The sequence below is a fragment of the Aeromonas schubertii genome (genome assembly GCF_000820105.1).
Lineage (GTDB): Bacteria > Pseudomonadota > Gammaproteobacteria > Enterobacterales > Aeromonadaceae > Aeromonas > Aeromonas schubertii.
The window spans coordinates 1-18,359 of record NZ_CDDB01000030.1; the positions used below are offsets into that span (position 1 = coordinate 1).

An 18,359-nucleotide genomic window follows, 5' to 3' on the forward strand; every position below is an offset into this window, starting at 1 on the left:
ACCCCAATGGGCAGGCTCAGGCCCCGGATCGGCCCCCTCCCGCCTCGGCGGCCCCCCCGGCGGGGGCCAGTGCCCCCCCGGTGATCCTGCTCAAGGAGCGGCTGCGCAAATTGGCCGAGCGCGCCCCGACGCCACCTGCGGGGGAGCCATGGTAAGAGGCTGGCTCCTGATGCTGCTCACGACCGGCGCCCTGGCGGCACCTCGGGTCGAGGTCCTGGCCGGCCTATCGGGCTGGACCCTGCACATTGAGCAGGAGGGGATCGCTCAACCGGATGCGCTGGATGTCACCCCACTGCTGCGCCACTTTGTGGTCGGTCGCATCACCCAGGCTCGCCTGAGCACCCCGAGGCACGAGTTGACCCGCTGGACCATCCCCTTAAGCCTCAAGCCCCATCATCAGGGGGCCCTGCCCCCGGTGCCTCCCCTGCGGATCGGTGATGAGCAGAGCGCCTCACTGACCCTGCCCCCGCTGGACCAGGCCGCAGCACGCCCCCTGCAGGATCTCTTTATCGAGCAGCAGGCGAGCCTGGAGGGGGACGGGCGCTACTGGGTCGGGCAACCCTTTGTCTACCGCCTCACTCTCTGGCTGCCCGAAGAGGTGCAATCCCCCGGTCTCGAGGAGCCCCAGGCCGATGGCTTTCGGGTTCGCCGCCTGGGCGAGGATAGCTGGACGCCGCCGGCCACTCCGGGTGGCCCGGGCCGCCTCGAGCGGCGCTGGTTGCTACAGGCTCGCAAGAGCGGTGCCAGCTGGCTGGAAGCCCCCCGCTTCACCGCCACCCTGCCCCTGCCCGGTGGAGGCGGAGTCCTGCCTCTCTCGGGACGGGCCAACCCGGTGCGCCTGCTGGTCTCGGATCCCCCCCAACCGGCCGCCCGGCTCCTTCGCCTGAGCCAGAGCCTGCAGACCCCCACCCCCCTGCGGGTCGGGGAGCCTCTGGTGCGTACCCTCTTGCTGGAGTGGGAAGATGGAGAGCTCGGCCACCTCCCCCTGCCCCTTCCCGAATTGGCAGGCCTCAAGAGTCAGCCGGACGGGGAGCAGTTTCGTGAGCGCTATCTGGAGCGCGGCCACCTGCTCGGCCAGCGCACCGTACGCCAGGCCATCACGCCGGAGCACGCCGGTGAATTCACCCTCCCACCCGTGGAGCTGCGCTGGTTCAATACCCTGACCGAGCGTGAAGAGCTGGCCCGACTCCCCCCGCTGCACCTCAAGGTGCTGCCTGCCCGGGCACCTGTGACCACGTCAGCACCGACCCAGCTCGATCTGCTGCTGCTCCTTATGCTGATCCCGCTTCTCAGGCGCCGCCTTCCTCCCCTGCTGCGCGCCCTGTACCTGGGCGCCACCCTGAGGGGCGAGCCGGATGCACTGCGACAACGCTGGTGTGACTGGCTGCGCCGAAGCGGGTATCCTAGGCACGCCCTGCCCCCCGGCCTGCGGGATGCCACCTCCCGGCTCGAGCACGCCTGCTTCGGCGGCCCCCGGTCGGGCAGCGCACAACAGTTCAGGCGGGCCCTCTGGCGTCACTGGCGCTGGTTATTGGCCCCAACCCCATCACACAACAAGGAAGAGCTATGACTCTTTTCACACGCTGGTTCGGAAAGAAAAGCGGCGATCCCCCGGTCTATGGGGATATGGCAGACAAACAGACACGATACGAGGCCTTGGTGAAGGCCCTGCATGGGGACATCTACCGCTATGCCTACTGGCTGTGCCGGGATCCCCATGTCGCCGAGGATCTGGTGCAAGAGACCTTCCTGCGTGCCTGGCGCAGCCTCGACTCACTGCACGACGAGAAGGCGGCCAAGGCCTGGCTTATCACCATAGTCCGACGCGAGAACGCCCGTCGCTTCGAGCGGGTCTCACCCGAGTTGGTGGATCTCGATAGCGTGGCATTGGCCGATCCCACCCCCGCCGGGGAGCGGGAGCAGGAGGGAGAGTGGCTCAGACGCCAAATCGAGAAGCTGCCCGAGGAGTATCGGGAGCCCTTGGTGATGCAGGTCATGCTCGGCATGAGCGGTGACGAGATCGCCGAGCAGCTCGGCATCAACAAGAACACGGTCAACACCCGGCTGTTTCGTGCCCGCAACCAGTTGCGCGAGGCACTCAGCCAGAGCAAAGAGCAGAGAGGTCAAGGCAATGGATGAACTCGAATTCCGGCGCCAGGCTCTGGCCAACCCCTATGAGAGCAATCCGGCGTTTCTCGCCGCGCTGCAAGAGTCACCGGCCCGCCGCAAGTGGGTGGAAGAGCTCAAGGCAGGCGAGCAGGAGCTGGTGCAGGCGCTCAAGGTGCCCCTGCCCGAAGGGCTGGCGGAGCGCATCCTGTTGCGCCAGGCCCTGGATCGCAGTGACGAAGAGGCTGCCGCCCGCGTGGTCCCCCTGAGGGCACAACCCGCCCCGGCAAGGGTCTGGCGTCAGGTCGCCGTGGCCGCCTCGGTCGCCTTCCTGCTCGGGCTCTCCACCCGCTGGTTGCCCCTCGATAGCGAGCACCCGGATCTCTCCTCGGTCGCCCTGGCCCATGTCTATGGGGAGCAGTCCTTTACCCATGGGGTCGATGAACGGGTCAGCCTCGAGACCATCAATGCCAAGATGGAGAAGTATGGCGCCCGCCTGACGTCCATGGCAGGGCTCGGGCACATCACCTATGTGAACCACTGCTCCTTCTACCAGGGACCGGCGCTGCACATGGAGATCCAGGGTAGCAAGGGTCCCATCACCCTGTTCCTGGTGCCGCGGCACGTACCGCTCAAGATAGGGCGGGATGACTTCTCCGACGGTCGCCTGCAAGGGGAGATCATGGAGCTTAAAGGCGCCAACATGGTACTGATTGGCCCCATGGGCGAGCCCCTGAAACCCCTCGCCGACCAGTTGCAAAAAGAGATGCACTGGAACATCTAAGCAAGAGGCCCCGGCATCGCCGGGGCCTCTTCTTTACAGCAGACCGCGCACCAGGATGCCGGCTATCAGCAGCGGCGCCACCAGCCGCCAGCACCAGAGCAGGGAGAGGCGCAGCACCGGGGAGAGTCCGTCCGGCACCATGCGCTCCCCGAGACGCCACCCCAGCAGCAGGGTCAGCACCAGGCCAAACAGGGGCATCATCAGGTTGGAGGTGAGGTAGTCGAGCAGGTCAAAAATGGTCTTGCCTGCCAGGGTGTACTCGGCCCAGGGGCCAAACGAGAGGCTCACCGGGATGCCGCACCCCATGATGAGCAAGGTGATGGCCCGGCAGGCGCCGCGTCGGCTCCAGCCCCACTCCTCGGTGGCGAAGCGCACCAGGTGCTCGAGCATGGAGATGGAGGAGGAGAGCGCCGCCACCAGCAAGAGCAGGAAGAAGAGCACCGCCAGCCCCTGGCCAAACGGCAGATGATTGAACACCGCCGGCATGGTCATAAAGGTCAGCCCGGGACCGGCAGCCGGATCGATGCCGGTAGAGGCCAGCACCGGGAAGATCATCAAGCCCGCCAGCACCGAGATGAGGCTCGCCAGGGTCACTACCCAGACGCCGGAGCGCAGCACACCGTCACTGTTTGGCAGGTAAGCGCCATAGGTGGTGTGGACCCCAAGCCCGATGGAGAGGGAGAAGAAGGCCAGTCCCAGGGCATCGAGCACCCCCTGACCGGTGAGCTGACTGAAATCGGGCAGCAGGAACTGGCGTACCCCAGCCATGGCGCCGGGCATGGAGAGACCGGTCACCACCAGCAGCAGCATCATCACAAACAGGGCCGGCATCATCCAGCGCAGCGCCCGCTCCACCCCCTTTTGCAGGCCCCCCTGCACGAACCACCAGGTGAGGCCGGCAAAGACCAGATGGGTCAATACGGGCCAGAAGGGGTGGCTCACGTAACCGCCAAAGAGGGCCGTCAACTCACTCGCCTCAGCGAGGTTGAGCTTTCCTCCCACGGCCAGGGCCGCATAGCCCACGGTCCAGCCCCCCACCACGCTGTAGAAGCTGTAGATGAAGAAGCCGCACAGGATCCCCATGTACCCCATCCAGCGCCAGTTCGGCCCGGCCAGGGTACGAAAGGCCCCCAGCACCCCGCGCCGGCTATGGCTGCCAAGCAGGGTCTCCCCTACCTGTACCGCCACCCCAAGGGTGAAGCTAAAGAGCAGGAACACCAGCAGGAAGGCACCACCGCCATTGGTGGCGGTCACATAGGGGAACTTCCAGATAGCCCCCAAACCGATGGCCGAGCCGGCCGCCGCCAACACATGCCCGACACGGGAAGACCACTGCACCTGGCTCATACAACCTCCGGGGAACACTTCATCACATCGACTCCAATAAAAAGGGCCGCCCTCGGCGACCCTGTTTGCTCCACATGCTGCGTATGCGTCAGGTCACCGCGACAAGGCGGTTAAAAAATCGACCAAACGACAATACCCACAGCGACATGACAGCACTCCTGACTAGATGGAGCATCAGACTAAACCATGGAAAGAATGATTGACACATTTTTCTTTGCTTTTTTCCTGACGCAGCTTGAATAACGAAAAACATCAAAATATGCAGCATTTTCATCCAGCCCCACGCCCTCGCCCCTGTGATCCGTCCCCCAGCTTGCCGGCGCGCCCCTTGGGTTGAGCCGATCCTGTCGGTATGCTGGGCCAAAGCATCCCAGGAGAGTGTCATGAGAGTACTGATCGTCTATGCCCATCCCGAACCCCAGAGCTTCAACGGCGCCCTGTTCGAGACCGCCATAGAGACGCTGGAGGCCGCCGGCCACACCGTCATGACCAGCGATCTCTATGCCATGGGGTTTGAGCCGGTCTCCGACAGGCGTAATTTCCAACTCGCCAGGGACCCGGACTTTCTCAAGCTCCAGCAGGAGGAGCTCTACGCCACCGAGCGCGACAGCTTCTCCCCCGAACTCGATGCGGAGATGGCCAAGCTGGAGGAGGCCGAGCTTCTCATCTTCCTGTTTCCCCTCTGGTGGTTTGGCCTGCCCGCCATCCTCAAAGGCTGGGTCGACCGGGTCTTTGCCATGGGACGTATCTATGGCCAGGGCCACCTTTACGAGAGCGGTCGTTTCGCCGGGCGCCGCGCCCTGCTCTGCCTCACCACGGGGGGAGCGGCCGACGCCTATGATCCCGAGGGACTCAACGGCTCCATCGAGGCCATTTTGCGCCCCATCTCGCGCGGGATCCTGCAGTTTGTCGGCTATCAGGTGCTGGCCCCGGCCATCTTCTACGCTCCGGCCCGTGCCGAGCAGGTCGCCCGCGAGCACTGGCTCGACGAGTGGGCTGCCCGCCTCACCACCATAGAGAGCGAAGCCCCCGTCGAGGTGGGGCGCTACTGAGTCATCAAAAGAGACGAGCGGCCAGGCCGCTCGTCACCGTTATCCCTCTTGTGTGCCTGGCTCATCCCGCCTCTGTGCCCCGATGGCACGGGCAATCCAGTAATCGAGGCTCACATAGCGCCCTCCCCCGTAGACCAGCAGCACCAGCAACATCACGAAGTAGGTGGCGGCAAACTCCATTCCGTTATTGAGCATCACGGGATCCCCCAACTCGGTGATGTAGTTGTAGCGGCCCGGGAAATTGGCGGCCAGCCACTCGATAAAGCCGTTGAGGCGCAAGGTGGCCTCCATGCTGCCGGTGGCGATAGCATCCCAACCGTGCTTCCAGTGGACCATGGCACTGGCCACGCTCATCAGAAAGATGGTCGGAATGGCCATGACACGGGTGAAGAGGCCCAGGGCGATACAGATACACCCCACTACCTCGGTCCCCGCCGCCAAAAAGGCGAGCAGGGTCGGGAATGGCAGGTTAAGCCCCCCTTCCGCTGCCGGCGCACCAAACCAGGCCACAGTGCCGGCAAACCCCACCACCTTGGAGTGGGCGCCCACATAGATGACGGGGATCAGATAGAGACGAATGGCCAGCAGGGCCAGAAAATCGAGCCGCTTGCACCGGGCGACGGCCCCCTGATACCACTGAATGAGGGTGTTGTTCATGGGAATATTCCTTGGATCTTGTCAATTGATGTGGCCTGCATATCGAGGCCGGTATAAAGCGGCGGCGCCGTCAGGATCCCGAGCCGTTGGAAACGACGGGCCCACAGGGTCAGTTCCGCCCCGCCGAGATAAGGCCCCACCCGCCTGGCGAACCCGCTTAAGGTCATCCCCTCCGACTGACCAATCCGCTGGAGAAGCGCGGTGTCCATGGTGCCAAGCGGCTGGGTGATCACCTGATGATCGACGGTGCGAAACAGCGCGTGGTAGTGTGGCCCCGATCGGCTCGCCACCACGGCGCCAGGGCGCACGACGAAGGGAAGGGCGAGCAGTCTCAGGGTGGGATTGAGCCACAGCGCCTCTTCGAGCCTCGTCATGGCAACGGGAGGCACCTGGGCCTCATCAAGCTCGACCTCGAGGCAGGCCCACTCATACTCCAGCAGTGCCAGCCGCTCCCAAGGCCACTCCAACCGCCCAGCCCCATCACAACAGGCGCCCCGCTCGAGGCGCCCCTGCAGATAGCGGACAAACTCGGTGGCGATGTGGTGAAAGGCTGGCTCCTGGGCACCGTGGTGCGCCACAAACCCCTCGACCAGCGCCTCCCGCTCAGCGGGTGCCAACTGCTCGAGGGTCATTGCAAAACAGCCCTCAAGCACCGAGGTCACGCTGGCCCGAATGCTCTGCACATAGGGGCGAGCCACCCCCGCTTGCGGATTGCGAATTCCCCTGGCCAGCCACTCGGTCTGCAACTGCAGCCGCAAGGGGGGGTGGCACACCGGCTCGCGCTGCGACCCTCTATCCATGACAGGCCTCCCGTCCCTTCTCGTGCCACCACTGGGGATCGACCGCCTCCCGGCATGCCCGATGAACCCGGGAGAGCTCGGCCTCCAGCTCGGCAAGTGGCGGCAGATGATGATCCCGCTCCAGCAGCAGGGGGCGCATGCCATGGGTGGATACCGTGAAGCGAGCCAGATCCAGCACGCCCTCACAGACCGGCATCCCATGGGTATCGAGCAGCAGGCCCCCCTCTTCCTCCCGGTGGCCCGCCACGTGGAAGTAACGAATGGCCCTCCCTGGCAGATCGGCAATCATCTGCTTCGGGCAGTAGCCGTGATTGCGGCTGTTCACATACACATTGTTGATATCGAGCAGGAGCTCACAGCCGCTTTGCGCCACCAGCTCGGACAGGAATGCCGCCTCGGGCACCTCTCCCTCGTAGGTGTGGTAGTAAGAGATATTCTCCAGTACCAGAGGCCGAGCCAGCGCATCCTGGACCCGGGCAATGCGGTCCGCCAGATAGGGGATGTTCTCCCATCGCCGCGGCACCGGCAGCAGCTCGTAGAGATAGCCCTGTCCGTCGCGGGAGAAGCTCAGGTGTTCGCTATAGATATCGATGGCGAACTCGTCGAGAAACGCCCGGATCCCGGCGATCAGTTGACGGTTAAGGGGCCGGCACTCGCCGATGGAGAGGCTGAGCCCATGGGCCACCAGTGGGTAGCGCTCGGCGATCCGGTAGAGTTGATCCCGTTTGGCGCCCCCCATCGCCATCCAGTTCTCCGGGGCCAGCTCGACAAAGTCGATACCGGGGCGCGCCGGCTCCTCACAGAGCTGCGCCAAGTGCTCCGGCCGCACGCCGATCCCCCGGCAAAAGGGACTCAGTTCCCGCATACCCCCTCCGTCATCTTGCTGTCTCCCTTCGTCCCCTTGAGCCCCTCCCCCGACACTCCACACAGGCCGTCACGGGCCCGGACCAGACGATCCTGAGGATCCTGCGCCAGCTGCTGCTTTTCGAAACGCTTCTCGGTACCGCATTTACCGGCCGCGCACTTGCCGCCACTCTGGCCGCCGGTCGCAACCACCACTGGTGCCTCCTCCCCTGTGGTTGCGTGGAGCACGCCGGGCGTCAGGGCGATAAGGCCGGTCATGGCGATGGAGAGGGTCAAGGTGCAACTCGTTTTGTTACTCATGGGTGGACTCCTTGAGAGCCGAGAGGGGATAACTGGAGAGATCGCGGGCGGCCACCACCTGGCCTTTGAAGGTGCGCTGGACGATGGCCATCGCCTCCTTCTTGTGATTGAGACCAACCCCCATCCAGTGGTTGAGCACCAGCAGTCCGGGATTGATCTCGGCGGCGATGCTGGCCACCACTGAGGGCCGGGCATGGAGCGAGGCAGAGAGGGGATCGGCCCCTTCGTGAATGGCAAGGGGCATCACCAGAATGTCGGCCCCCTTGGCAAAGTCGACAAAGGCGGGATTGCTGCCGTTTTGATCCGCCGAGATGACGATGACGCCCTCTCGACTCTCGATGCGATAGGCCAGACAGGGCACATCCCCGTGGGGAATGCCGAGGGCCGTGACCGTGAGGCCATCTTGCTGGTAGACCCGCTGGGCGACCGGCTGGTCATAAGCCACGTCGTGCAGGGTGACGGGAAAGAGGCCGTCACTGCCATCCTTGAAGCCGCCGAGATAGGCATAAGCCCCCTTCTTGCGATCGAAGAGCGCGTTGAAATAGCCGCTCATACCGGGAAACGCCGATCCCGCCTCGGGCCCGGCCAGATCGAGAGGATCCTGGCGCTTGAAGAAGTAGGCCCCCTTGAGCAGGGCAGGCAGATCGGTCACATGGTCGGTGTGAAAGTGGGTAATGCCGATAAAATCGACCTCCTCGAGCCTGGCCTCGGCCTGGCCGAAGCGCAGATAGACGCCGCCACCGGCATCGATCAGGAGGCGGGACTTCCCTTTCCACCAGATCACCGCACTGGAGGAGGCTCGCTGATCATCGGAGATGGGGCCACCGCTGCCGAGTATCTGCAGCGTGAAACGCTTGTCCCTGGGGGTGAGATCAACCTGATCGGCACTCGCAGGCATGGCCATCAGGGCACATCCGATGGCCATGGCCACGGCTTTTAATGTCAGTTTCATCTTGGTTACCTGTGGTTGTTCAACAGTCACTGACTGTCGTTGAGGGGGCCGGACCGCCCGCCGGTGACGGTCCGGCCGTTCTAACGGGCTCAGCCCTGCTCACGGTCGGCCGCCTCCTCCCAGCGCGCCTCCAGCCAAAGCAAGTTGCAAAGCCCGAGCAGCAGGGCAAAACCGAGCCCCAGCATCCAGGTGAAGTACCACATGAGGTTCTCCTTACAGGGTTAGTAGAGTTGATGGCCGTGGCGGCGAATATGGTCCCGATCGAGCCGCCCTCGCACCACCCGGTAGACCCAGACGGTGTAGCCGAGGTTGACGGGCAGCAGGATCATCGAGCCCCCCAGCATGATGGCCAGGGTTCGGTAGCTGGAGGTGCCATCCCACAGGGTCAGGCTGCTGGCAGGATCGAGGCTCGAGGGGAGCACGAAGGGAAACAGGGCGATGGCCACCGAGCCAAGCATGGCGACGCAACTGAATGCACTGGCCAGTACGCCCAGGCGGGGACGGATGAACCAGGCGGCCAGACTGCTGACAAGCGGAAGCAGCAGCCCGCCCAGGGGCACCAGCCACAGCAAGGGGTGGCTCAGGTAGTTGGCGAGCCAGCCATCGGGAGCCGGCACGACCAGCTTGTCGGCGGGGGTGAGCACCATATGGGTGTCCAGAGCTGTGCCCAGGGCGTAACCGGGGATCCCCAGCAGCAGCCAGCCACAGAGCAGGTAGAGCAGGCTCGAGAGCGGCCCCAGCAAGATGGCGGCACCACGGGCTCGCCGGGCCGGCACTCCCGTCACCTTCCCTTGCAAGAAGCTGGCTCCGTGCAAGAGCAGCGTCAGCAGCACACACCCCATTACGGCGGCGATAAAGCCGGCATGCAGGACAAAGGGGCCATAGTGCAGGCGCAAGGCGTTGTCGAAGCGAAACGGCAGCCCCTGCATCACCAGGGCCAGTGCGGCACCGAGGATCAGGGTGGGCAACAGCCCCCCCGTCACCAGGGCCCGATCCCACCAGCGACGCCACACGGGATCCGCCAGCTTGCTGCGATAGTCGAATCCGACCGGTCGCAGGAAGAGGCCCAGCAGCAGCACGACCATGGGCACATAGAGCACCGAAAAGGCGGCGGCATAGACCAGCGGCCAGGCGGCAAACAGGGCGCCGGCAGCGGCGATGAGCCACACCTGGTTGCCCTCCCACACCGGGCCGACGCTGTTGATCACCAGACGCCGGTCCTCATCATCCTTCGACACCAGGGGCAGCAGCATGGCCACCCCCAGATCGACACCATCGAGCACCACGAAGCCAAGCAGCAACAGCAGCAGCAGGGCCCACCAGATCAGTTTGAGCGTTGTGTAATCCATCAGGCGCTCCTCGCCAGGGCAGGTTGTTGGTCGTCACCGTGACGGGGACGCAGTATGGCGGGTCCCTTGCGAACCACATGGCACAGCAGGTAGAGCTCCACCACCAGCAAGAGGGTATAGAGAGTGCAAATGGCGATCAGGCTGAACCAGAGCTGCCCCGCCGTCAGCAATGAGGCCGCCGCCGAGACCGGTAGCAGGTCACTGATGGCCCAGGGCTGACGACCGAACTCGGCGACAAACCAGCCCGCCTCGATGGCAATCCAGGGGAGCGGCATGCTCCAGAGCAGGATCTTGAGCAGCCGCGGCGAGCTCTCCAGCCGGTTACGGCAGAGCTGCACGAAGCTCACGACCATCAGCCCCAGCATCAGGACACCCAGCCCCACCATCAGGCGAAAGCCCACAAACAGCGGTGCTACCTGCGGGATGGAGTCCTCGACTGCCCTGGCGATGGCCGCCTCGTCGGCGCTGACGATGGGGTCGGCATAAGGGGTAAGCAACAGGCCATAGCCGAGATCGGCCCGATGACGCTCGAAGCGCGCCCGGGTTGCCTCACTCCGATCCCCGGCGCGGATCTGCTCGAGCGCCCCCACCGCCACCATGCCGCTGCGGATGCGGCGCTCGTGCTCACGCTTGAGGCTCTTGATGCCGGTGACCGGCTCATCGAGGGTGCGGGTGGCGACGAGCCCCATCAGATAGGGGATCTTGATGGCGGCGTGGGTGGTCTGGGCAACCTGATCCGGGAAACCGAACAGAGTGAAGGCCGCCGGGGCAGGCTCTGTCTCCCACTCGGCCTCGATGGCGGCGAGCTTGACCTTTTGCACCTCGCCGGTGCGATACCCCGACTCGTCGCCGAGCACGACCACCGACAAGATGGCGGCCAGGCCAAAGCCCGAGGCGATGGCGAACGAACGCAGGGCGAAAGGGACTTCGCGCCGGCGCAGCAGGTACCAGCTGCTTACCCCCATGACGAACATAGAAGCGGCCACATAGCCCGCCGCTACGGTGTGGACAAACTTGACCTGGGCCACAGGGTTGAGCAGCACGGCGGCCACATCGGTCAACTCCATGCGCTGGGTCAGCAGGTTGAACTCGGCGCCCACCGGGTTTTGCATCCAGCCGTTGCCGATGAGGATCCAAAGCGCCGAGAGGTTGGAGCCGAGGGCCACCAGCATGGTCACCAACAGGTGTTGCCCCGGGCGCAGCCGCTCCCAGCCGAAGAAGAAGAGCCCCACCAGCGTGGACTCGAGGAAGAAGGCCATCAGCCCTTCGATGGCGAGCGGGGTGCCGAAGATGTCCCCCACATACTGGGAGTAGTAAGCCCAGTTGGTACCGAACTGAAACTCCATGGTGATCCCGGTGGTGACCCCCATGACGAAGTTGATGCCAAAGAGCTTGCCCCAGAAGCGGGTGATCTCCTGATAAATCGGCTTACCGGTCATCACATAGGCCGACTCGGCGATCACCAATATCCAGGAGAGCCCCAGGGTGAGGGGAACAAACAGGAAGTGGAACAGGGCGGTGGCGCCAAACTGCAGGCGCGACAGGCTGACCACGTCATCCGGATTGATCATGTGTCACTCTCTTTTGTTGTATTTGCCTTGCACGTTTTTGTGCGCGGCCAGTACAACATGGGCGTGACAGCTATAACAGATGCAGTTAGAGTGAATAACACCTATAACAGTTTGAGATCCCCATGCCCCGTTATCGCGATCTCGCCGACCGGCTGCGCCAGCAGATCGATGCCGGGCTGTGGCACCCCGGTGAGCGCATTCCCTCCATTCGCCAAAGCTGCAAGACCCACCACCTGAGCCCCATGACGGTACTGCAGGCCTATCAACTGCTCGAAAGCCAGGGGATCATCCAGGCTCGCCCCCAGTCCGGTTATTACGTGAAGGACACCTCTCCAAAGCCGGGCATTCCCCCCGGCGAGACCCACTACACGGACAGCGTCGATATCAATAACCTGGTGTTTGATGTATTGCAGGCCGGCAAGTCACGCGCCCTGGTGCCTCTGGGCATGGCGGTGGCCGACCCCCATCTCTTCCCCCTGCCTCGCCTCGGCCGCCTGCTGGCCAGCGTCATGCGAACCATGGATCCGTTCAGTACGGTGAGCGATCTCCCCCCCGGTAACGAGGCCCTGCGCCGTGCCATTGCCCGCCGTTATGCCATGCGAGGATTGACGGTGGATCCCCAGGAGATAGTGATCACCACAGGCGCCATGGAGGCTCTCTCCTTAAGCCTGCAGGTCCTCACCGAACCCGGCGATTGGGTGGTCGTCGAGTCCCCCACCTTCTACGGAGCCCTGCAGGCCATAGAGCGATTGCGACTGCGGGCCGTGGAGATCCCGGTGATCAGCGGTGTGGGGATCGACCTGATCCAGCTCGAAAGCGCCCTGAAAGAGCGCCCCATCAAGGCGTGCTGGCTGATGGCCAACGTGCAGCATCCCCTCGGACATACCCAAAGTGACGAGCACAAGGCCGCCCTGATGGCGCTGCTGGCCCGTTATGAGGTGCCGGTCGTAGAAGACGACGTCTATGGTGAACTCCATTTTGGGCGCGACCCGCTTCGTCCCCTCAAGTACTGGGATAAGGGAACGAGCCTGCTCTGCTCCTCCTTCTCGAAGTGTCTGGCGCCGGGGTTTCGGGTCGGCTGGGTCGTGGCGGGGAGCCATGCGCCCCGTGTGCAACGCCGTCAGCTTATCTCCACCCTGGCCACCAATGTGCCAAGCCAGCTGGCCCTGGCCCGCTTCCTGGAAGAGGGGGGATACGATGCCCATCTGCGGCGTCTGCGTCACACCCTTTCGATACGCATGCACAGGCTAAGAGCCGAGCTGCAGACCCGCCTCCCCTCGGTGGGGATCAGTCAGCCCGGTGGCGGCTTCTTCCTCTGGCTCACCCTGCCAAGGGGAGTCGACACCCGACAGATCTATCGCCGGGCGCTCGAGGCGGGCTTCTCTTTGGCCCCGGGGGCCCTGTTTGGCGGGGCCGGCCAGCACGATCACTGCCTGCGTCTTAACGCCTCTCACCCCTGGGGGCCCGAGCTGGAGCAGGCGCTGGACCAGCTGGCCCGCTGGCTCCCGGTTCCGGTGGACGAGCCATAAAAAAATGAAGACACTGCATCCATTGGCCCCTGGTGAGCGTCTCTCTGGTGAGACCCCAACCAGGAGCAACAATGAAAGTCACTTCACCTTCTCTGGCGCTACTCTGCGCCCTGCTGTGGCAGATGCCCGCACAGGCGGCCCATCAGGCCAATGACGGCGTGCTTCGCCTCTATGGGCCCGGCGGGCCGGATAGCGCACTCAAGAGAGCGGCCGACGCCTTCGCTCGCAAGAGCAATGTACCTGTGGTGGTAACCGCCGGCCCCGAGTCCGGCTGGAGCCAGCAGGCGAGTCAGGATGCCGACCTCATCTTTGCCGGGGCGGAGCAATCCATGTCCGCCTTTCTCGAGCACTACCCCTTTCTCGATCCCCAAAGCGCCCGCCCCTACTACCTGAGGCGAGCGGTGATTGCCGTGCAAAAGGGCAATCCTTCCCGGATAAACGGCATCGATGACCTGCTCAGGCGCCCCTTGAGGGTGGTGGTCACCGAGGGGCGTGGCAGCTATAACACCTCGGGCACCGGTCTGTGGGAGGATGTGGCCGGCCGGCTCGGCTCCCTGGCGGATCTGCAGGCGCTGCGCCGCAACATTGTGGCCTATGAGCAGGGGAGCGGCGCCAGCTATCGCGCCTTTACCCGACTCAAGGCCGACGCCTGGATCACCTGGGTACACTGGCCCCTGAACCAGTCCGACAAGGTGGACTATGTAGAGATAGAGCCACAGCGACGGATCTTTCGCGGCCTCTCCATCGCACAGGCACGCACGGCTGACCCGATCACCCGCCGCTTTTTGGCCTTTATCGAGAGCCCCGAGGGTGAAACCTATTTCGCCCAAGATGGCTGGACCCGTTAACGAGGAGCACACACCATGAAATTGATGATCACCACCGCCCTCCTCCTGCCCCTGGGCAGTGCCTGGGCCATCGAGACAAGCCCACTGGAGCATCTTCCCCTGACGCGCGTCGTCCTGGGTCAGGAAGGCTATCTGGCCGATCAGCGGGGGCTTAGCCTCTACACCTTCGACAAGGATCCGGTCGGCCAATCGGTCTGCTACGACGAGTGTGCCCGCAAGTGGCCCCCGGCGCTGGCCGCCCGAGAGGCGCTCAAACCGGAGGCGGTCAAGGCTGGATTCGGTCTCGTCGAACGCAAGGATGGGGGCTACCAGTGGAGTTATCGGGGCAAGCCCCTCTATCGGTGGTTTAAGGACACGGCGCCGGGACAGAGCAGTGGAGACGGTGTGCTGCAGGTGTGGCACCGGGTTCCCCTATGAGGGCAGGCATCGACAACCGGCAGCTTTCGTTGTTGCTGACCCGCAGCCGGAATGGAGATAAGGCCTCTTTCGAGGCCTTATACCGGCTCACCGGCCAGCCTCTCTACGCCCTCATCTTTCATCTGGTCAAGGATGAGCAGTGGGCCGCCGACCTGCTGCAAGAGGGATTTATCAAACTCTGGCAGGATCGCTCTTCCTACCCGATAGACTACCCCTGGGCCTGGCTCTGCCAATGCATGCGTAACCTGACCCTGGATGCCCTGCGCAGCCGCCACCGCCGACAGGAAGCCCCCTGGGATGCGGCATTCGACCCCCTGGTGACCCCGGAAGAAAGGCTGCCACTGGATCCCTGTCTGCACCGTCTGGCCCCCGAGAAACGCAACGCCATCGTGCTCGCCTATCGCCATGGCCTGAGTCATCAGGAGATAGTTCTTCACACCAGAACCCCCCTTGGCACCGTCAAGTCGTGGATCCGGCGAGGACTGGAGGAGCTGAAACAATGTCTGACCCAATGACCCCCAACCGTTATCAGCGCGATCACCTGCGAGAGCGACTGGCCAGCGAGTATGTTCTGGGAACCCTCACCTCCAGGACGCAGCGCCGCCTCGAGCAGTTGATGGCGCGTGATCCCTCCTGGTGGCAGTGGATCGATCTGTGGCAACAGCGCCTCGCCCCGGTGCAACCCGACCAGGCCCCGCCCCTCCCCGAGCGGGTGTGGTCACGCCTGGCCGGGGCGCTCTTTGCCAGACGCGTCAGGCCTTGGTGGCCCATGGCCATGGCAGCCAGCCTGCTGCTCGGCCTCTGGCTGCGCCCCCTGCTGCCCGGCACCGAGCCTCTCATCACACCGGTACGCTATCTGGCGGTCATGAGCACTGCGGAGCAACCCGAACCCTTTGCCCTGCTCGCCTATCAGGGCAAACGGCCGGGACAGTCGAAGATCCAGCTCCAGCAGGGGCTGACCGCGCCCGCCCTGCCCGATGATGCGGAGCTCTGGATGCGCGATCGCGCCTCGGGACGCCTCACCAGGCTGGCACCACTGATCGAGATGCGTCAGGCTCGCCCCATGAGCCCCGAGGAGTGGCAACGCCTGAAGGAGAGCAGTGAGCTGCTTGTCATGAGCGGTCAACGCCTGCTCTATCGGGGCCACTGCATCGAGCTGCTCGACCCGAGATAATGTACTGAGCCCGTGCCCCGCCAGCCAGGCGGGGCCACGGCGAAATTCGATACAATCGCGCCCGCTCCTGATAGCGGCCGGCCCGACCCGAACCCACAATGGCCGACCTTGTGAGTTCAGGTCTATAACGATGAAAAAAATGCCATTTGTCATGATGCTATCGCTGCTGCTCTGCGCCTGCGGTGACAGCGACTCCCCAAGCCAATCCGCCACGCCGGCCCAGGCAGCTCCCACAGTGCCGGCAGCCCAACCGGCCAGCCCGATTACTCCACCCGTTACACCGGCCACCCCGGTTGTCCCGCCTGTGACCCCAAGCGTCCAACCGATCCCCCCCGCCGCTCCCCGGGTGATCCGCTCCGACTTCACCCTGGCGCAAGCCTGCGCCAACGCCAAGGGGCTCACCTGCGGCTTTCTGGAGGTTCCCCTCGATCACCATCGCCCCGAGGGTACACGCATCGAGATCCTCTACGGGGTGCACAAGGCCGAGGATCCTGCCCGCCGGATCGGCACCCTGATGTTCAACTACGGGGGGCCGGGCGGGGCCGGAGTCTCGAGATTGAGTGACGCTCTCGACGAGATCCCCCTCGAGATCCGCCAACGTTTCGACCTGGTCAGTTTCGATCCCCGCGGTACCGGCTTTAGCGCCCTGGCTGTCAGCCTGCGCACCTGCCAGTTGACCGAGCGGCCACAGGATGTCAGTGAAGAGGGGGTCGGTGAAGCCCTCGATGCCCGGGCCGAGCAGTGGTTGGGTAAGATGACCGGTGCCTTTACCCGGGAGGCGCGCGCCAGCCATCGTCTGCCCCAGCTGGAGATTGTCCGGCGCTGCGCACCTGTGCTGGATGCCTATGCCCCTTATCTGGGCAGCAACAGCGTGGTGCAAGACGTGGAGCGACTGCGCCAGCACTTGGGTGAGCAGACCCTCAACTTCGTGGGTTACTCGTACGGCACCCGCCTCGGCGCCCTCTATGCCGAACGCTACCCCCAGCAGCTGCGCGCCCTGATCCTCGATTCGGCCATGAGCCCAGACCAGCCCGACATCGACCGCGTACTGCTCGGCCAATCCACCGGCTGGCAGATCATATTGGCGCGGCGACAGCCGGAGGCGACACGGCAACAGCTGGACAGAATTGGCGAGACTGTGCTCTCCCAGGGGGTCTATGTGGCCAACGACGGGGCCCGTGTCGACACTCGGGTTTGGGTACCCATGCTGGAGCAGTTGATCACCGATGAACGCGGCGCAGAGCGGTTGCGACCCATGCTCGATAAGCTGCTACAGCAAGATCTCGGTGCCGAACTGGTGGCCTATATGCAAAGCGATCGGGCCAATCGCAGCGCCTATCGATCCGCGCTGGAAGATGTGATGCTCTATCCCCTCCAGGCGGCAGTCATGTGTAGCGATCAGGGGCGTGATTTCACCCTGGCCGAGATTGATGCCCTGGGCAACGACTTCGAGCAGAGCTCCATCGCCGGCGCCAAGCTGCACGCCATGTCCTATCTCTGCGCAGACTGGCAGCGCCGCCGCGACCCTATCCCCCTGCTGGCCAATCTGGATCAGCAGCTCACGGCGCAGCAGAAGGTGCTGATCATCGGCGGCAGCCTGGATTTCGCCACACCACTGGCCTGGAGCCGGCAGATGAAGGCCGCCTTCGGAGCGCGCGCCCACCTGGTCGAGCAGCAAGGGGTGGTGGATCACGGCTTTAGCCTGGGTGAGGATTATCCCTGCGTCACCCGGATCGCCGTCGACTACCTGCTCGAGCCGACCAGCCTGCAAAGTGAGAGCGTCTGCCCGGCCCCCTGACAACAAGACCCGCCAAGGCGGGTCTTCTCACAGCGGGCTCAGAGCGCCGCCACCTGCGCCTCGATGCGCTGCCTGAGGGTCTCATCGAGACGCAGGGCACGCGCCAGCTCGTCAAGATAGCCACGCTCCATGAAGTGATCCACCTCGATGGCCAGCAGGGAGGCAAAATAGAGCTCGGTGGCCTGCTCCATGTCGGTCACCTCCCGCGCCAGGGCGTGAGGATCGAGGGGGCGGGCCAGCTCCCGGTCGATATAGCGGGCCGCGTCGCTCTGGCCGAGCCCGGTCAGGTGATCGGCAATCTTGCGTCGCTCCTGCTCGTCGATATGGCCGTCGGCCCGGGCGGCGGCAATCATGGCGCGCACCAGCAGTTCGGCGCGCCGATCCAGTGCCTGCCCCTCCAGGCTGGTGAGCGGTTGGGGCACGGTTTGATCCGTCGGCGCGCTCTGCTGCTGGGCCTGCCAATCCTGATAGAGCTTGTAGGCGATGCCACCTAAGGCCGCCGCGCCCCCCACGGCCGCCACCTTGCTGCCATATTTACGCACCTTCTTGTTGCCCAGCAGCAGCCCCAGTGCCCCACCGGCCAGGGCTCCCTGAAGCTGTCCCTTGCGCTGGCTGCCCCCCTGCTCGAGCCACCCCTTACCACTGCCGAGCAACTGATCGAGTATCTGTTTCATCGTTTTCTCCTCTACGTGTCTGGCCATGCTGGGACAGGGGGCGTGAATCAGATGTGAATAGGCCAGCCCGCCCTTGCCGCCCCGCCCCCGGTGGGCGACTATTTGTCTCAGTACCCGCCATCGCCCCGAGGTTTCTG

Annotated in this window: 21 protein-coding genes; 10 read left to right on the forward strand and 11 right to left on the reverse strand. The window is 64.4% G+C overall.

Features of this window, described 5'->3' with window-relative positions; genetic code table 11:
* The first annotated feature begins 148 nt into the window (after positions 1 to 148).
* The 3 genes from BN1133_RS06075 to BN1133_RS06085 are packed head-to-tail and all read left to right on the forward strand — an operon-like array spanning position 149 to position 2,890.
* On the forward strand, positions 149 to 1,570 hold the full coding sequence (locus tag BN1133_RS06075; RefSeq protein WP_082177922.1) for a BatD family protein: 1,422 nt from the start codon (positions 149 to 151) through the stop codon (positions 1,568 to 1,570).
* 56 nt (positions 1,571 to 1,626) lie between these two features.
* Complete coding sequence (locus tag BN1133_RS06080; RefSeq protein WP_231686243.1) at positions 1,627 to 2,139, forward strand: sigma-70 family RNA polymerase sigma factor; 513 nt, start codon at positions 1,627 to 1,629, stop codon at positions 2,137 to 2,139.
* Entirely contained in the window at positions 2,132 to 2,890 is a 759-nt protein-coding gene (locus BN1133_RS06085; protein WP_050665656.1) for a DUF3379 family protein, read from the forward strand. Before BN1133_RS06080 ends, BN1133_RS06085 begins: the two co-directional genes overlap by 8 nt.
* A 33-nt stretch (positions 2,891 to 2,923) precedes the next feature.
* On the opposite strand, the gene BN1133_RS06090 is transcribed toward BN1133_RS06085, so the two are convergent.
* Both BN1133_RS06090 and BN1133_RS06095 read right to left on the reverse strand, forming a co-directional pair.
* The gene (locus BN1133_RS06090; protein WP_050665657.1) at positions 2,924 to 4,237 is read right to left on the reverse strand and encodes a sodium-dependent transporter; all 1,314 of its coding nucleotides are present in this window, start codon (positions 4,235 to 4,237) and stop codon (positions 2,924 to 2,926) included.
* Positions 4,238 to 4,325: 88 nt separating this feature from the next.
* The gene (locus BN1133_RS06095) at positions 4,326 to 4,622 is read right to left on the reverse strand and encodes a hypothetical protein (RefSeq protein WP_050665658.1); all 297 of its coding nucleotides are present in this window, start codon (positions 4,620 to 4,622) and stop codon (positions 4,326 to 4,328) included.
* Here BN1133_RS06095 and BN1133_RS06100 point away from each other — a divergent pair.
* Positions 4,621 to 5,289, forward strand: a complete 669-nt coding sequence (locus BN1133_RS06100) for an NAD(P)H-dependent oxidoreductase (protein WP_050665659.1) — start codon at positions 4,621 to 4,623, stop codon at positions 5,287 to 5,289. The two genes, BN1133_RS06095 and BN1133_RS06100, sit on opposite strands and share 2 nt — an antisense overlap.
* A 39-nt stretch (positions 5,290 to 5,328) precedes the next feature.
* Here BN1133_RS06100 and BN1133_RS06105 read toward each other — a convergent pair whose 3' ends face one another.
* The 8 genes from BN1133_RS06105 to BN1133_RS06140 all read right to left on the reverse strand — a co-directional run bounded on the left by BN1133_RS06105 (position 5,329) and on the right by BN1133_RS06140 (position 11,782).
* Positions 5,329 to 5,946 carry an HvfX family Cu-binding RiPP maturation protein gene (locus tag BN1133_RS06105; RefSeq protein ID WP_050665660.1) on the reverse strand — a complete coding sequence of 206 codons (618 nt, stop codon included), beginning with the start codon at positions 5,944 to 5,946 and terminating at the stop codon, positions 5,329 to 5,331.
* Positions 5,943 to 6,746, reverse strand: a complete 804-nt coding sequence (locus BN1133_RS06110) for an HvfC/BufC family peptide modification chaperone (RefSeq protein WP_050665661.1) — start codon at positions 6,744 to 6,746, stop codon at positions 5,943 to 5,945. The genes BN1133_RS06105 and BN1133_RS06110 overlap by 4 nt, the downstream gene beginning before the upstream one ends.
* Entirely contained in the window at positions 6,739 to 7,611 is an 873-nt protein-coding gene (locus BN1133_RS06115) for an MbnB/TglH/ChrH family RiPP precursor modification enzyme (RefSeq protein WP_050665662.1), read from the reverse strand. Before BN1133_RS06115 ends, BN1133_RS06110 begins: the two co-directional genes overlap by 8 nt.
* Positions 7,599 to 7,910: a hypothetical protein gene (locus BN1133_RS06120; RefSeq protein ID WP_050665663.1), complete on the reverse strand. Its 312-nt coding sequence runs from the start codon at positions 7,908 to 7,910 to the stop codon at positions 7,599 to 7,601. Before BN1133_RS06120 ends, BN1133_RS06115 begins: the two co-directional genes overlap by 13 nt.
* Positions 7,903 to 8,862, reverse strand: a complete 960-nt coding sequence (locus BN1133_RS06125; protein WP_050665664.1) for an MBL fold metallo-hydrolase — start codon at positions 8,860 to 8,862, stop codon at positions 7,903 to 7,905. Before BN1133_RS06125 ends, BN1133_RS06120 begins: the two co-directional genes overlap by 8 nt.
* An 89-nt stretch (positions 8,863 to 8,951) precedes the next feature.
* Positions 8,952 to 9,065 carry a cytochrome bd oxidase small subunit, CydX/CbdX family gene (locus tag BN1133_RS06130; RefSeq protein WP_050665665.1) on the reverse strand — a complete coding sequence of 38 codons (114 nt, stop codon included), beginning with the start codon at positions 9,063 to 9,065 and terminating at the stop codon, positions 8,952 to 8,954.
* A gap of 18 nt (positions 9,066 to 9,083) precedes the next feature.
* On the reverse strand, positions 9,084 to 10,211 hold the full coding sequence (cydB, locus tag BN1133_RS06135; protein WP_050665666.1) for a cytochrome d ubiquinol oxidase subunit II: 1,128 nt from the start codon (positions 10,209 to 10,211) through the stop codon (positions 9,084 to 9,086).
* Complete coding sequence (locus BN1133_RS06140) at positions 10,211 to 11,782, reverse strand: cytochrome ubiquinol oxidase subunit I (RefSeq protein ID WP_050665667.1); 1,572 nt, start codon at positions 11,780 to 11,782, stop codon at positions 10,211 to 10,213. The genes cydB and BN1133_RS06140 overlap by 1 nt, the downstream gene beginning before the upstream one ends.
* Before the next feature lie 122 nt (positions 11,783 to 11,904).
* On the opposite strand from BN1133_RS06140, the gene BN1133_RS06145 reads away from it, so the two are divergent.
* The 6 genes from BN1133_RS06145 (at position 11,905) to BN1133_RS06170 (ending at position 17,548) form a co-directional block, all read left to right on the forward strand.
* Positions 11,905 to 13,311, forward strand: a complete 1,407-nt coding sequence (locus tag BN1133_RS06145; RefSeq protein ID WP_050665668.1) for an aminotransferase-like domain-containing protein — start codon at positions 11,905 to 11,907, stop codon at positions 13,309 to 13,311.
* Positions 13,312 to 13,382: 71 nt separating this feature from the next.
* Complete coding sequence (locus BN1133_RS06150; protein ID WP_050665669.1) at positions 13,383 to 14,159, forward strand: substrate-binding domain-containing protein; 777 nt, start codon at positions 13,383 to 13,385, stop codon at positions 14,157 to 14,159.
* Positions 14,160 to 14,174: 15 nt separating this feature from the next.
* Positions 14,175 to 14,576 carry a COG4315 family predicted lipoprotein gene (locus tag BN1133_RS06155; RefSeq protein WP_136613414.1) on the forward strand — a complete coding sequence of 134 codons (402 nt, stop codon included), beginning with the start codon at positions 14,175 to 14,177 and terminating at the stop codon, positions 14,574 to 14,576.
* Positions 14,573 to 15,091 carry an RNA polymerase sigma factor gene (locus tag BN1133_RS06160; protein ID WP_050665670.1) on the forward strand — a complete coding sequence of 173 codons (519 nt, stop codon included), beginning with the start codon at positions 14,573 to 14,575 and terminating at the stop codon, positions 15,089 to 15,091. The genes BN1133_RS06155 and BN1133_RS06160 overlap by 4 nt, the downstream gene beginning before the upstream one ends.
* On the forward strand, positions 15,076 to 15,750 hold the full coding sequence (locus tag BN1133_RS06165; RefSeq protein ID WP_136613413.1) for a hypothetical protein: 675 nt from the start codon (positions 15,076 to 15,078) through the stop codon (positions 15,748 to 15,750). The genes BN1133_RS06160 and BN1133_RS06165 overlap by 16 nt, the downstream gene beginning before the upstream one ends.
* A 139-nt stretch (positions 15,751 to 15,889) precedes the next feature.
* On the forward strand, positions 15,890 to 17,548 hold the full coding sequence (locus BN1133_RS06170) for an alpha/beta fold hydrolase (RefSeq protein WP_153006733.1): 1,659 nt from the start codon (positions 15,890 to 15,892) through the stop codon (positions 17,546 to 17,548).
* 38 nt (positions 17,549 to 17,586) lie between these two features.
* Here the strand turns inward: BN1133_RS06170 and BN1133_RS06175 are convergent, their stop codons facing one another.
* Positions 17,587 to 18,222, reverse strand: a complete 636-nt coding sequence (locus BN1133_RS06175) for a tellurite resistance TerB family protein (RefSeq protein WP_050665673.1) — start codon at positions 18,220 to 18,222, stop codon at positions 17,587 to 17,589.
* Positions 18,223 to 18,359 lie beyond the last annotated feature (137 nt).

Bases quoted from the DNA above. Each gene is read 5' to 3' on its own strand.
- BN1133_RS06075 (WP_082177922.1), top strand. From the start codon at position 149: ATGGTAAGAGGCTGGCTCCTGATGCTGCTCACGACCGGCGCCCTGGCG.
- BN1133_RS06080 (WP_231686243.1), top strand. From the start codon at position 1,627: ATGGCAGACAAACAGACACGATACGAGGCCTTGGTGAAGGCCCTGCAT.
- BN1133_RS06085 (WP_050665656.1), top strand. From the start codon at position 2,132: ATGGATGAACTCGAATTCCGGCGCCAGGCTCTGGCCAACCCCTATGAG.
- BN1133_RS06090 (WP_050665657.1), bottom strand. From the start codon at position 4,237: ATGAGCCAGGTGCAGTGGTCTTCCCGTGTCGGGCATGTGTTGGCGGCG.
- BN1133_RS06100 (WP_050665659.1), top strand. From the start codon at position 4,621: ATGAGAGTACTGATCGTCTATGCCCATCCCGAACCCCAGAGCTTCAAC.
- BN1133_RS06095 (WP_050665658.1), bottom strand. From the start codon at position 4,622: ATGACACTCTCCTGGGATGCTTTGGCCCAGCATACCGACAGGATCGGC.
- BN1133_RS06105 (WP_050665660.1), bottom strand. From the start codon at position 5,946: ATGAACAACACCCTCATTCAGTGGTATCAGGGGGCCGTCGCCCGGTGC.
- BN1133_RS06110 (WP_050665661.1), bottom strand. From the start codon at position 6,746: ATGGATAGAGGGTCGCAGCGCGAGCCGGTGTGCCACCCCCCCTTGCGG.
- BN1133_RS06115 (WP_050665662.1), bottom strand. From the start codon at position 7,611: ATGCGGGAACTGAGTCCCTTTTGCCGGGGGATCGGCGTGCGGCCGGAG.
- BN1133_RS06120 (WP_050665663.1), bottom strand. From the start codon at position 7,910: ATGAGTAACAAAACGAGTTGCACCTTGACCCTCTCCATCGCCATGACC.
- BN1133_RS06125 (WP_050665664.1), bottom strand. From the start codon at position 8,862: ATGAAACTGACATTAAAAGCCGTGGCCATGGCCATCGGATGTGCCCTG.
- BN1133_RS06130 (WP_050665665.1), bottom strand. From the start codon at position 9,065: ATGTGGTACTTCACCTGGATGCTGGGGCTCGGTTTTGCCCTGCTGCTC.
- cydB (WP_050665666.1), bottom strand. From the start codon at position 10,211: ATGGATTACACAACGCTCAAACTGATCTGGTGGGCCCTGCTGCTGCTG.
- BN1133_RS06140 (WP_050665667.1), bottom strand. From the start codon at position 11,782: ATGATCAATCCGGATGACGTGGTCAGCCTGTCGCGCCTGCAGTTTGGC.
- BN1133_RS06145 (WP_050665668.1), top strand. From the start codon at position 11,905: ATGCCCCGTTATCGCGATCTCGCCGACCGGCTGCGCCAGCAGATCGAT.
- BN1133_RS06150 (WP_050665669.1), top strand. From the start codon at position 13,383: ATGAAAGTCACTTCACCTTCTCTGGCGCTACTCTGCGCCCTGCTGTGG.
- BN1133_RS06155 (WP_136613414.1), top strand. From the start codon at position 14,175: ATGAAATTGATGATCACCACCGCCCTCCTCCTGCCCCTGGGCAGTGCC.
- BN1133_RS06160 (WP_050665670.1), top strand. From the start codon at position 14,573: ATGAGGGCAGGCATCGACAACCGGCAGCTTTCGTTGTTGCTGACCCGC.
- BN1133_RS06165 (WP_136613413.1), top strand. From the start codon at position 15,076: ATGTCTGACCCAATGACCCCCAACCGTTATCAGCGCGATCACCTGCGA.
- BN1133_RS06170 (WP_153006733.1), top strand. From the start codon at position 15,890: ATGCCATTTGTCATGATGCTATCGCTGCTGCTCTGCGCCTGCGGTGAC.
- BN1133_RS06175 (WP_050665673.1), bottom strand. From the start codon at position 18,222: ATGAAACAGATACTCGATCAGTTGCTCGGCAGTGGTAAGGGGTGGCTC.